This window comes from Pseudomonas sp. PICF6 (assembly GCF_009831705.1).
GTDB lineage: Bacteria > Pseudomonadota > Gammaproteobacteria > Pseudomonadales > Pseudomonadaceae > Aquipseudomonas > Aquipseudomonas rhizophila.
Genome location: NZ_WUUD01000032.1, coordinates 279,384 through 292,030, shown reverse-complemented (window position 1 = coordinate 292,030; position 12,647 = coordinate 279,384). Strand labels below are relative to the sequence as shown.

Annotated in this window: 10 protein-coding genes and 1 pseudogene; 3 read left to right on the top strand and 8 right to left on the bottom strand. The window is 62.0% G+C overall.

All coding sequences use genetic code 11. The annotated features are described in order from the left end of the window. The 7 genes and pseudogenes from GSM73_RS27745 to GSM73_RS21825 form a co-directional block, all read right to left on the bottom strand. Window positions 1-764 (bottom strand): annotated as a pseudogene (locus tag GSM73_RS27745) (class II poly(R)-hydroxyalkanoic acid synthase); the annotation flags it as partial. A 275-nt stretch (window positions 765-1,039) separates the two neighbouring features. Then, window positions 1,040-1,417: a gamma-butyrobetaine hydroxylase-like domain-containing protein gene (locus GSM73_RS21850; protein ID WP_047225977.1), complete on the bottom strand. Its 378-nt coding sequence runs from the start codon at window positions 1,415-1,417 to the stop codon at window positions 1,040-1,042. Window positions 1,418-1,586: 169 nt separating this feature from the next. Continuing rightward, on the bottom strand, window positions 1,587-2,924 hold the full coding sequence (gene hslU / locus GSM73_RS21845; RefSeq protein WP_047225976.1) for an ATP-dependent protease ATPase subunit HslU: 1,338 nt from the start codon (window positions 2,922-2,924) through the stop codon (window positions 1,587-1,589). Between the two features lie 49 nt (window positions 2,925-2,973). Further along, entirely contained in the window at window positions 2,974-3,504 is a 531-nt protein-coding gene (gene hslV / locus GSM73_RS21840) for an ATP-dependent protease subunit HslV (RefSeq protein ID WP_003186641.1), read from the bottom strand. A 281-nt stretch (window positions 3,505-3,785) separates the two neighbouring features. Continuing rightward, window positions 3,786-4,481 (bottom strand): SPOR domain-containing protein, encoded by a 696-nt coding sequence (locus GSM73_RS21835; protein WP_160893806.1) that lies wholly within the window; start codon window positions 4,479-4,481, stop codon window positions 3,786-3,788. A 1-nt stretch (window position 4,482) separates the two neighbouring features. Next, a complete protein-coding gene (argS, locus tag GSM73_RS21830; RefSeq protein WP_160893804.1) occupies window positions 4,483-6,219 on the bottom strand; it encodes an arginine--tRNA ligase in 1,737 nt (578 codons plus the stop codon). A gap of 210 nt (window positions 6,220-6,429) precedes the next feature. Beyond that, entirely contained in the window at window positions 6,430-8,649 is a 2,220-nt protein-coding gene (locus GSM73_RS21825; RefSeq protein ID WP_160893802.1) for a primosomal protein N', read from the bottom strand. Between the two features lie 292 nt (window positions 8,650-8,941). Between GSM73_RS21825 and rpmE the strand changes: the two genes are divergently transcribed. The 3 genes from rpmE (at window position 8,942) to GSM73_RS21810 (ending at window position 11,440) form a co-directional block, all read left to right on the top strand. Then, entirely contained in the window at window positions 8,942-9,163 is a 222-nt protein-coding gene (gene rpmE / locus GSM73_RS21820; RefSeq protein WP_047225972.1) for a 50S ribosomal protein L31, read from the top strand. A gap of 41 nt (window positions 9,164-9,204) precedes the next feature. After that, entirely contained in the window at window positions 9,205-9,990 is a 786-nt protein-coding gene (locus tag GSM73_RS21815; RefSeq protein WP_160893800.1) for a thermonuclease family protein, read from the top strand. Between the two features lie 181 nt (window positions 9,991-10,171). Continuing rightward, entirely contained in the window at window positions 10,172-11,440 is a 1,269-nt protein-coding gene (locus tag GSM73_RS21810) for a malic enzyme-like NAD(P)-binding protein (protein ID WP_047225970.1), read from the top strand. A 255-nt stretch (window positions 11,441-11,695) separates the two neighbouring features. Here GSM73_RS21810 and GSM73_RS27740 read toward each other — a convergent pair. After that, on the bottom strand, window positions 11,696-12,647 hold a 952-nt coding region (locus GSM73_RS27740), incomplete at its 5' end, for a penicillin-binding transpeptidase domain-containing protein (protein ID WP_256677040.1).

The window sequence follows — 12,647 nt, the reverse complement described above, 5'->3', positions numbered from 1 at the left end:
CAGCTGACAATGAACGTCTGCACATTGCTGCGCAGGCAGAAGCGCGCCAGGCTCTTGTCCGGGCTCAGGTCGAAGACGTAGAACTTGTTGATCTGCGGCGGCACCACCAGCAGTGGGCGCTCGTGGACCTGTTCGGTGATGGGTCGGTACTGGATTAACTCCAGCACGTCGTTGCGAAACACCACGGCGCCTTCCGTCACGCCCAGGCTCTTGCCGACTTCGAATGCGCCCATGTCGACCTGGCTCGGCATCCCGCCGTTGTGCACCAGGTCCTTGGCCAGGTGCGAAAGGCCGTCCAGCAGGCTCTTGCCGCCGGTTTCGAAAAAGCGTTTGACCGCCGCCGGGTTGGCTGCCGAATTGGTCGGGGCCATGGCCTCGGTCATCAGGTTGATCACGAAGTGCCCGCGGCTGATGTCCTGGGGCGAAAGGCTGCTCTCGTCGATCCAGGCGTGCAGCTCCTTGCGCCACGCCAGGTAGGTTTGCAGATAGCGTTTGTAGAGCGGGTTCTGGCTCCAGGCCGGGTCGTTGAAGCGACGGTCATCGCCCGCAGGTTGCAGCTCGGATCTGCCGAACAGGACGTTCTTGAGTTCGACGCCGAAATGGGCGACGTGCTTGACGCTGTGCAGCGGTTGTTTGATGGCCTGGGTCAGCACCATTCGGGCAGAGGCCAGCAGATCTTTTCTGCGCAAGCCGACGACAGGATTCAACCCCAGGGTATTTTCCGAGGCTTGGTACTTCAGGTCATCGTTGTTCTTGTTGCTCATCTACGACGCTCCATTGTCCTTCAGACGAGTACCTGGGCCATGCCAGAAAGCCCACAGCCAATGCCAGGTACGCTGCTCGGGTGACCGTTAATTCCGCATCGAGGCAATGAGGAAACGTGTGCAAGGAATTCGCCGATTCCTTTGCAGGGAACTTGCCAGCTCCATTGGTTACCCGAGTTTAATTTTTTTCGCAAGCAGGCCAGTCATTGACGTTGCCGCGGGGGCATTCAAGCAGATGAGTCTAGAAAATTCGCCCTAAAGCGCCAGCCCTTGAGTTAGAGCATCAGCTTGACGACCGACTCGTTCGGGTCGCGGGTTTTTCCGGCCGCCTTGAGTTCGGCAAGATAATCGTTCCACAGGTCCTCCTGGCGTACCGCCAACTGGTACAGGTAGTCCCAGGTGAACAGTCCGCTGTCGTGACCGTCGTCGAAGGTCAATTTCAGTGCGTACTGGCCGGCCGGTTCGACCTTGGTCAGGCCGACGCCGATTTTTCCGTATTGCAGGATCGGTTTGCCGTGGCCCTGGACCTCGGCGGAAGGCGAGTGCACCCGCAGGAATTCGGCGGGCAGGTGATACTCCTCGTCCGGCGCGTATTTGAGCGTCAGGGTCTTGGAGGCTTTGTGCAGGTTGATGGCGCTGGGGAGTTTGGTCATGGCCTCTGATCCGTTTCTGAAGGGAGCCTTGATCTGCAAAAACGACAAAGGTCCATGTGGGAGCGAGCTTGCTCGCGATAGCGGTTTGACAGTCAACGCATTGGTTGAATGATACGCCGCCATCGCGAGCAAGCTCGCTCCCACAGGTCCGAGGAAACCTGTCGGTGACTTACAGGATATACCGCGACAGGTCTTCGTTCTCTGCCAGTTCACCCAGGTGGCTGTTGACGTACTCGGCATCGATGAGGATCGGCGCTTCGTTATGGGCGCTGGCCAGGTCGCCGGCACTGAACGAGACTTCCTCGAGCAGGCGTTCGAGCAGGGTGTGCAGGCGCCGGGCACCGATGTTCTCGGTCTTCTCGTTGACCTGCCAGGCGATCTGCGCCAGGCGCTTGATGCCTTCCGGCGCGAACTCGATGTTCAGGCCTTCGGTCTTGAGCAGGGCGCAATACTGTTCGGTCAGGGACGCGTGGGGTTCGCTCAGGATGCGTTCGAAGTCTTCCGGCGTCAGGGCCTTGAGCTCGACGCGGATCGGCAGGCGACCTTGCAGCTCGGGCACCAGGTCGCTGGGCTTGCTCAGGTGGAACGCACCGGAGGCGATGAACAGGATGTGGTCGGTCTTGACCATGCCCAGCTTGGTGTTGACCGTGCAGCCTTCGATCAGCGGCAGCAGGTCGCGTTGCACGCCTTCGCGGGACACGTCGGCGCCGCCGACATTGCCGCGCTTGGCGACCTTGTCGATTTCGTCGATGAACACAATGCCGTGCTGCTCGACGGCCTCCAGGGCCTTGGCCTTCAACTCTTCTTCGTTGACCAGGCGACTGGCTTCTTCATCGCGAACCAGTTTCAGCGCTTCCTTGACCTTGAGCTTGCGGTTCTTGCGCTTGCCCTTGCCCATGTTGGCGAACAGGCTTTGCAATTGATTGGTCATTTCCTCCATGCCGGGCGGCGCGGAGATGTCGACGCCGGCCATTTCGGCCACTTCGATCTCGATTTCCTTGTCGTCGAGCTGGCCTTCGCGCAGGCGCTTGCGGAACAGCTGGCGAGTGTTGGAATCCTGGGTCGCAGCGGATTCGGCGTTGAAGCCCATGCGCGCTGGCGGCAGCAGCGCGTCGAGGATGCGCTCTTCGGCAGCATCTTCGGCACGGTGACGAACCTTGGTGATTTCCTGTTCGCGCAGCAACTTGATGGCGGCATCGGCCAGGTCGCGGATGATCGATTCGACGTCGCGACCGACATAACCGACTTCGGTGAACTTGGTGGCTTCGACCTTGATGAACGGCGCGTTGGCCAGTTTGGCCAGGCGACGGGCGATTTCGGTTTTACCGACACCGGTCGGGCCGATCATCAGGATGTTCTTGGGGGTCACTTCGACGCGCAGCTCTTCAGGCAGCTGCATCCGACGCCAGCGGTTACGCAAGGCGATGGCGACGGCGCGCTTGGCATCGTCCTGGCCGATGATGTGGCGGTTGAGTTCGTGGACGATTTCGCGGGGAGTCATGGACATAGTATTTGGCGGTCCTCAAGCAGGAATGAGCCGTGGCACAGGGCCAGGCTTATTCCGCGAGATCCTGCTCCTCAATGGTCTGGGTGTGGTTGGTGAAGACGCAGATGTCGCCGGCGATGCCCAAGGCAGTCTCGACGATTTCGCGGGCCGACAGATCGGTCTTTTTCAACAGGGCGCTGGCTGCGGCCTGGGCGTAGGCGCCGCCGGAACCCATGGCGATCAGGCCATCCTCGGGTTCAACGACGTCACCGTTACCGGTAATGATCAGCGAGGCGTCCTTGTTGGCGACCGCGAGCATGGCTTCGAGGCGGCTCAGGGAGCGGTCGGTACGCCATTCCTTGGCCAGTTCCACGGCGGCACGCACCAGATGGCCCTGATGTTTCTCAAGCTGGCCTTCGAAACGCTCAAACAGGGTGAAAGCATCGGCGGTGGCCCCGGCGAAGCCGGCGATGACCTGGCCGTGGTACAGGCGGCGGACTTTCTTCGCATTGCCTTTCATCACGGTGTTGCCTAGTGAAACCTGGCCGTCGCCGCCCATGACGACTTTGCCATGACGGCGGACTGAAACGATGGTGGTCAAGGGAAGAGTCTCCACGCAGCGGGGCGAAAATGCCCGGATGGAACTCATATGGGGGTGGCGTGGGTTTTTTCAACTGTGGGGTGGGAGAGGGGACGAGTGGCTTGTTTTGCTTTGAGGGCTGATCACGGCCCCTGTGGCGAGGGGATTTATCCCCGCTGGGGCGCGCAGCGCCCCTAAGATCTGCGACGCGGTATGGCAGGTCTATCGCATCAAGCCTTTAGGGGCTGCTGCGCAGCCCAGCGGGGATAAATCCCCTCGCCACAGGGCTGCGTTCACCTGCTTCAGCGGCTCTGGCGCTGTTGTAACAAAAGGTTGCTGAAACCGCTGCCGGCCAATTGTTTTTGGGCTTTTGTCAGTTCTTCGCGATTGCTGAACGGACCGACCAGCACCCGATACCAGGTTTCTTCCTTCACCGTGCCGGACTCCACCGCCACGGACTGGCCCAGCAGAATGATCTGCGCGCGTACCTTGTCGGCGTCGGCTTCCTTGCGGAACGAGCCGGCCTGCAGGAAGAACTTCGTCACCGGAGCGGCTTTCTGCACGGGCGGAGCCGGCGGCGGCGTGATGCCGGCCAGGGCTGCCTGAGCGCGAGCGGTGTCGATCTTCGCCGCTTCGGCCGGAGTTACCGGCGTGGTGGGCACCTGTGGCGTCGGCAGGGTTTTCTCCGGCACGGCATCGGGCGGCACGATGACTTCCGATTCCGGCAGCAGGGTGTAGAAGTCGTACTTGGGCTTGGCCGGTTGCGTCGGGCTCGGCGGGGTCTTGTTGGCCTCGGCGATGCGCGTGGCTTTCTGTTGCTCTTGGCGCACGCGCTTGACGTCATCGCCCTGGCCCGGCTCCAGTTTCATCAGAAACACAATGAAAGCGCCGACGGTCAGGCCGATAGCCATCCACAACCAGCCGGGAATCGGCTGTTTGGCTGGGGGCTGGTAACGACTGGCGCCGCGTTTGGGTGCAGGTTTTTTCTTGGCGGCCAACTTACATGCGCTCCAGCGTTTCCAGGCCCAGCAGTTCCAGGCCTTGCTTGAGGGTGCGCCCGGTCAGTGCGGCGAGGCGCAGGCGACTCTGCATTTGCTCTGGCGTTTCGGCGTTGAGGATCGGGCAGTTCTCGTAGAAGCTGGAGAACAGACCGGCCACATCGTACAGGTACGCGCACAGGGTGTGTGGGGTGCCTTTGTCTGCGACGTTGTTCAGCACTTCACCGAACTGCGCCAGTTTCGCCGCCAGCTCCTGTTCGTGAGGGGCTTGAAGCACAATCCGGCCGTCGACCTCATCGAAGTTCTTGCCGAGCTTGCGGAACACACCGGCCACGCGGGTGTAGGCGTACAGCAGGTAGGGCGCGGTGTTGCCTTCGAAGTTGAGCATCAGGTCGAAGTTGAAGCTGTAGTCGCTGGTGCGGTGCTTGGACAGGTCGGCGTATTTCACCGCGTCGATGCCCACGACCTTGGCGATCTGGCGCAGTTCGTCTTCGGCCAGGTCCGGGTTCTTGCCCTTGACCAGGGTGTAGGCGCGATCCTGGGCTTCGCTCAGCAGGTCGATGAGCTTGACCGTGCCACCGTCGCGGGTCTTGAACGGACGGCCGTCGGCGCCGTTCATGGTGCCGAAGCCCATGTGTTCCATCTCCATCGGACGGGTCACGAAACCGGCCTGGCGTGCGACTTCGAACACTTGCTGGAAGTGCAGGGCCTGGCGCTGGTCGACGAAATACAGCACTCGATCGGCCTTGAGCACGTTGTTGCGGTAGCGCACGGCCGCCAGGTCGGTGGTGGCGTAGAGGTAGCCGCCGTCAGCCTTGACGATGATCACCGGCAGCGGCTCACCGTCAGCGGTCTTGAACTGCTCGAGGAATACGCACTGGGCGCCGTTGCTTTCCACCAGCATGCCCTTGGCCTTGAGGTCGTTGACCACGTTGATCAGGTCATCGTTGTAGGCGCTTTCGCCCATCACGTCGGCCATGGTCAATTTGACGTTCAGCAGCTCGTAGATTTTCTGGCAGTGGGACAGGGAGATGTCCTTGAACTTGCTCCACAGCGCCAGGCACTCGGCATCGCCGGCCTGCAGCTTGACCACCAGGCCACGGGCGCGGTCAGCAAATTCGGGCGACTCGTCGAAGCGTTGCTTGGCGGCGCGGTAGAAGTTCTCCAGGTCCGACAGCTCATCGCTGGTGATCGGGTTTTCCTGCAGGTAGGCCATCAGCATGCCGAACTGGGTGCCCCAGTCGCCGACGTGGTTCTGGCGGATCACCGTGTCGCCGAGAAACTCCAGTACCCGGGCCACGCCGTCACCAATGATGGTCGAGCGCAGATGGCCGACATGCATTTCCTTGGCGAGGTTGGGGGCCGAAAGGTCGACCACGGTGCGTTGCAGCGGACCGGCCTTGCGCACGCCGATGCGTTCGTCGGCCAGGGCCGCGTCCAGGCGTGAGGCCAGGGCCTGGGTGTTCTGGAAGAAATTGATGAAGCCTGGGCCGGCAATGTCAGCCTTGCTGACGTTTTCGTCAGCCGGCAGCGCGGCGATGATCTTTTCGGCCAGGTCCCGCGGTTTCATGCCGGCCGGTTTGGCGAGCATCATCGCGATGTTGCTGGCGAAATCGCCGTGGGTCTTGTCACGGGTGTTTTCGACCTGAATCGCCGGCGACAGGCCTTCTGGCAGCACACCTTCAGCGACGAGTTGGGCGATGGCTTGCTGGATGAGCTGGCGAATGGTGTCTTTCATGGTCTTCTCTTTCAACCGCAGGCGCGGCGGCGCTTCGATGCGCTGGTGGAAAAACTGGGCATTATCCGTGGCGAAGGCAAGCTTGCCAACTGTAGCGGGTCGGGTGGGGATGTGTGGTGGCTATTCGGGCCTCATCGCGAGCAGGCTCGCTCCCACAGGAAATTGCATTCCAATGTGGGAGCGAGCCTGCTCGCGATGAGGATGTCTGGATCAATACAAATCCACCGGATCCACATCCAGCGACCAGCGCACCGCCCGCCCGCTGGGCATCTGCTCCAGCGCCAGCAGCCAGGTACTTAATAGCCGATGCAAAGGGGCCCGGGCATTGGCCTGTAGTAGAAGTTGAGCCCTGTAACGCCCGGCCCGTCGTTCCATCGGAGCCGGTACCGGGCCCAATAGTTCGATGCCGGTGAGGTTCTGTTGCCCCAGCAAGCGTTCGGCCTCGCTGCAGGCTTCGTCAAGGAACGCTTCGGCCTGCCCGGGCTTATGGGCTTCGGCCCGCAACAATGCCAGGTGAGCAAACGGCGGCAGGCCGGCGCCGCGACGCTCGCTCAAGGCCTGCTCGGCGAAGGCGAAGTAGCCTTGTTCGGTCAGTTGTATCAGCAGCGGATGGTCGGCCAGGTGGGTCTGGATAATTACCTTGCCCGGCTCCTCGGCCCGTCCGGCCCGGCCTGCGACCTGAACGATCAACTGCGCCATGCGCTCGCTGGCACGGAAGTCGCCGGAGAACAGTCCGCCGTCGGCATCAAGGATCGACACCAGCGTGACCCGAGGAAAGTGATGCCCCTTGGCAAGCATCTGGGTGCCCACCAGGATGCACGGCTGGCCTTTCTGAATCGTGGCGAACAACTGATTCATGGCGTCCTTGCGCGAAGTGCTGTCGCGATCGACCCGCAGTACCGGGTAATCGGGAAACAGGATGCCCAGCCGTTCTTCAGCGCGTTCGGTGCCGGCCCCCACCGGGCGCAGGTCCACTTTGCCGCACTGCGGGCAGTGCCTCGGCACTCGTTCGGCGTGGCCGCAATGATGGCAGCGCAGCTCGCCGTGGCGTTGGTGCACGGTCATGCGTGCGTCGCAGCGTTCGCAGCCCGACATCCAGCCGCAGTCATGGCACAGCAGGGTCGGGGCGAAACCCCGGCGGTTGAGGAACACCAAGACCTGTTGCCCGGCGGCCAGGGTCTGGCCGATGGCTTGTTGCATCGGCCCGGAAATGCCGCTGTCCAGCGGACGACTCTTTACATCCAGGCGCAGAAACCGTGGCTGCTTGGCGCCGCCGGCCCGTTCGTTCAGGCGCAGGAGCCCGTAACGTCCGGTGTAGGCATTGTGCAGGCTTTCCAGGGACGGCGTGGCTGAACCGAGAACAATGGGAATGTTTTCCTGGCGCGCCCGCACCAGTGCCAGATCGCGGGCGTGGTAGCGCAGGCCTTCCTGCTGCTTATAAGAGCCGTCATGTTCTTCGTCGATGATGATCAGGCCGGGGTTTTTCATCGGTGTGAACAGGGCCGAGCGGGTGCCGATGATGATGTCGGCCTCACCGTCCCGGGCGGCGAGCCAGGCTTCCAGGCGTTCTCGGTCGTTGACCGCCGAATGCACCAGGGCGATCCGCGCGTTGAACCGTTGTTCGAAGCGCGCCAGGGTCTGTGGCCCAAGGTTGATTTCCGGAATCAGCACCAGGGCCTGCTTGCCGGCTTCCAGGGTCTGGCGGATCAGTTGCAGATAGACCTCGGTCTTGCCGCTGCCGGTGACGCCGGCCAGCAAGAAGGCGTGATAGCTGTCGAAACCGGCGCGAATCGCCTCGCAGGCGGCCCGCTGTTCGGCATTGAGCGGCAGTTCCGGCTGGGCCAGCCAATGCTCATGGCGAACACCCGGAGCGTGCCGGCGGATGTCTACCTGGACCAGGTCTTTGGCCAGCAGCAGGTCGAGGCTGTCCTTGCTGAGCATCAGTTTGCTCAATAGCTGATGGGCCACGCCGTGGGGATGCTGGGCCAGGGTCGCCAGGGCCTCACGCTGACGCGGGGCGCGGGCGATGCGCGGGTCGTCCAGCGAGGCGCCCGGTGTTACCGACCAGAACCGCTCCTGGCGTGCCTCGGCCGGTTCGCCCTGGCGCAACAATACCGGCAGCGCCCAGCTCAGGGTGTCGCCGAGGCTGTGTTGATAGTACTGGGAGGTCCACAGGCACAGCTTGAACAGCGAGGCGGGCAGCGGCGGCGTCGCATCGAGCAAGGCCAGGGCCGGCTTCAGTTTGTCGGCCGGGACTTCGCTGTGGTCGGCGACCTCGACCAGAATCCCGATCATCTCCCGTCGGCCGAACGGCACCCGCAGGCGCATGCCCGGATGCAACTGCTCACGCAGGACTCCGGCCGGGGCCCGGTAGTCGAACAGGCGGCGCAGAGGCGAAGGCAGGGCGAGGCGCAGGATGGCGTCGGGCACGCGGGAGGGTCTCGATATACAGACAAATTCAGAAGGCTTGGCACAACCCTTGTGGGAGCGAGCCTGCTCGCGATGGCGGAGTGTCAACCAATACCCATGCGGCTGATCCACCGCCATCGCGAGCAGGCTCGCTCCCACAGAAGAGCTTGCGCATGAGGCGGGGAGCCTAGCAGACGGTTGGTACAAGTCATAGCTTGCGTGATTGATGTTGTCTGGTAGAATCCGCGGCCTAATTACGTGCGGTATTCAACAATAGTGTTGGGTGGCGGCACGCTAGCCTGAGGAAAACCCCATGAAAACCGATATCCATCCGGAATACCCAGAAATTGCCGTGACCTGCAGCTGCGGCAATAAGTTCGAAACTCGTTCGACCTACGGCAAAGCCCTGTCGATCGACGTTTGCAACGAATGCCACCCGTTCTACACCGGTAAGCAAAAGACTCTGGATACCGGCGGCCGCGTTCAGAAGTTCGCCGATCGTTTCGGTGCTTTTGGCGCTACCAAAAAAGCCTGAGGCTAATCATTTTGGATGGTCGTTTCGGCTGCTCCAGACTGATGAAGAAGGCGTCCCTTGCGGGCGCCTTTTTTGTGTCCGCGATTTGGCTGAGCAGCGCGCAGGCCTTCTGCCCGGCGCCACCTGGCCTGGCCCATGTGACGGTCCAGAAGGTGGTGGACGGCGATACCCTGCGCCTGGCTGATGGCCGCAGCGTGCGCATGATCGGTCTCAACAGTCCTGAACTGGGGCGTCGAGGGCGTTCCGATGAGCCGTTCGCCGTCGCTGCACGCCGGCGCCTTGAGGCATTGGTGGGCGCCAGTGCGGGACGCGTGGGGTTGCTGCCCGGCAAGGAAGACAAGGATCGCTACGGTCGCACGCTGGCCCATGTCTACAGCGCCGACGGTCAGAATCTGGAAGCGCAGTTGCTCGCCGAGGGCTTGGGATTTCACGTGGTGGTCGCGCCGAATGTCGATCTGGCGCATTGTCAGCGCGCTGCCGAACGCCAGGCGCGGGAAGCGGGCGTCGGGGTGTGGAAGCGTTCGCCTGTGCTTGAGGCGCACAATATCAAGGCACCAGGCTTTGCCGTGCTCACTGGCCGCGTGATCGACGTCTCGCGCAATCGCGGCGGTATTTGGCTCCAGTTGGAGGGGCCGGTTGTATTGCGCGTTGCCCCCAATCTGGTGAGTCGCTTCGATATGGCGTCGCTCGAGCGACTCAAAGGCAAGCGGATCGAAGCGCGTGGCTGGGTGGTCGACCGTTCGCGTCGCGGCGGGCTTGAGCCGGGGCAGGCGCGCTGGTTACTGCCGTTGACCGATTCAGGGATGTTGAGTCGCGCGTCTCGATAAAAAATTGTAGACATTTATGCTTCGGATTGTATGCATGTAGGCCTTGTGTTCTGCGGCTCTTGGCCCAAAGTCGTAGGGGGGTGCGCTTGACAGGGGTGACTGGTCAGTCTTGTAGGGACTTTGCGAGGCGCGTATCCTCGGCGGTCCGTCTGTCCAACACAGTAAAAAGCGGAATGCCCACATGTCTGATCTGAAAACTGCCGCTCTCGAATATCACGCTAATCCTCGTCCAGGGAAGCTGAGTGTCGAGCTCACCAAGGCCACCGCTACTGCCCGCGATCTGTCGCTGGCCTACAGCCCCGGCGTAGCCGAACCAGTACGCGAAATCGCTCGCGACCCTGAGCTGGCCTACAAATACACCGGCAAGGGCAACCTGGTGGCAGTCATTTCCGACGGCACCGCGATTCTCGGCCTGGGTAACCTCGGCCCATTGGCCTCCAAGCCGGTCATGGAAGGCAAGGGCGTTTTGTTCAAGCGTTTCGCCGGTATTGACGTGTTCGACATCGAAGTCGACTCCGAAAGCCCGCAAGCTTTCATCGACACTGTCAAGCGTATCTCCATCACCTTCGGTGGCATCAACCTGGAAGACATCAAGGCGCCTGAGTGCTTTGAGATCGAACGTGCCCTGATCGAGCAGTGCGACATTCCAGTGTTCCACGATGACCAGCACGGCACCGCGATCGTGACCGCGGCCGGCATGATCAATGCCCTGGAAATCGCTGGCAAAACCCTGCCACAAGCCAAGATCGTCTGCCTGGGTGCCGGCGCTGCGGCCATCTCCTGCATGAAGTTGCTGGTGAGCATGGGCGCCAAGATCGAAAACATTTTCATGGTTGACCGTACCGGCGTGATCCATTCCGGCCGTGACGACCTGAACCAGTACAAGGCCGTGTTTGCCCACGCCACTGACAAGCGCTCCCTGGCCGACGCGCTGGACGGTGCCGACGTATTCGTTGGCCTGTCGGGTCCGAACCTGCTGAGCCCGGAAAACCTGCTGCGCATGGCGCCGAACCCGATCGTGTTCGCCTGCTCGAACCCGGATCCGGAAATCTCCCCGGAACTGGCTCACGCTACCCGCAGCGACGTGATCATGGCCACCGGCCGTTCGGACTACCCGAACCAGGTCAACAACGTACTGGGCTTCCCGTTCATTTTCCGTGGTGCCCTGGACGTTCGCGCCAAGCGCATCAACGAAGAAATGAAAGTCGCGGCCGCCAACGCCCTGCGCGAACTGGCCAAGCTGCCAGTGCCTCAGGAAGTGTGCGATGCCTACGGCGGCATCAAGCTGGAATTTGGTCGTGAGTACATCATTCCCAAGCCAATGGATGCCCGCCTGATCACCCTGATCTCCGACGCCGTAGCCAAGGCCGCGATCGAGACCGGCGTGGCTACCCTGCCGTATCCGAAGAACTACCCGCTCAAGAGCGTGGATGACGTGTTCAACGGTTAAGCCGTTGTAGCGTTCAATAAAAAGCCCCGGCTCTCTTTGAGTCGGGGCTTTTTTGTACCTGCCGATTTTGTGTGACCACCGCAAATCCTGTGGGAGCCGAGCTTGCTCGCGATTGCAGTCTGGTATTCAGCATGGATGCAAGCTGACCTGCCGCCATCGCGAGCAAGCTCGGCTCCTACAGGGGAGTGTGTAATTTGAGGGCCTGAAAAAAGCCCCGCGCTTCTTTCGAAGGCGGGGCTTTTACGAGAGGCCCGATCAGAACAAATCGATCGGCGCCGCCTCATCCGCCGGTAGCGGGCTGCCTGGCGCTACGCCGTTGCCCAGCTCGTTGACTGACGGTGGGGTGTCTTCGCTCTTGAACAGCTCGAAGTACGCTCCCGGAGTGCCTGGGGTGGCTGCTCGGCCGCTGACCGGGTCAACCCGCAGGCTGAGGATGCCTTCGGGTTCCGGTTGGGTGTGTGGCGGTTTGTCCTTGAGGGCAGCGCCCATGTAACTCATCCAGATCGGCAGCGCCACGGTGCCGCCGTATTCGCGCCGACCGAGGCTTTCAGGCTGGTCGAACCCGGTCCAGACGGTGGTGACGTAATCGCCGTTGTAGCCCGAGAACCAGGCGTCCTTGGATTCGTTCGTGGTGCCGGTCTTGCCGGCCAGGTCGGTACGGCCCAGGGCCAGGGCGCGGCGGCCGGTGCCGAGCTTGATCACGTCCTGCAGCATGCTGTTGAGAATGTAGGTGGTGCGGCCATCGATGATGCGCTCGGCGATGACCGGCGCTTGCGGCACGGCTGGCGCTGTCGTGGCTTCACCTGGTGTTGCCTCTACCGTGAACGTCTCGCTGGCCGGTGCGGCGACGCCGTCGCTGGCCTGTTCGCCTGAAGGCACCCGTGGTGGGTTGGCGAGGAACAACGTGTCGCCGTTGCGGCTTTCGATCTTGTCGATGAGGTACGGGGTGACTTTGTATCCGCCATTGGCGAACGTGCTCCAGCCCGTGGCGATTTCCATCGGGGTCAGGGTTGCGGTGCCCAGGGCCAGGGACAGGTTGCGCGGCAAGTCCTGCTTGTTGAAGCCGAACTTGCTGATGTAGTCGATGGTACGGTCCACACCCAGCGCCTGCAGCAAACGGATCGATACCAGGTTACGCGACTTGTACAGCGCTTCGCGCATGCGGATCGGACCCAGGAAGGTATTGGTGTCGTTCTTCGGGCGCCAG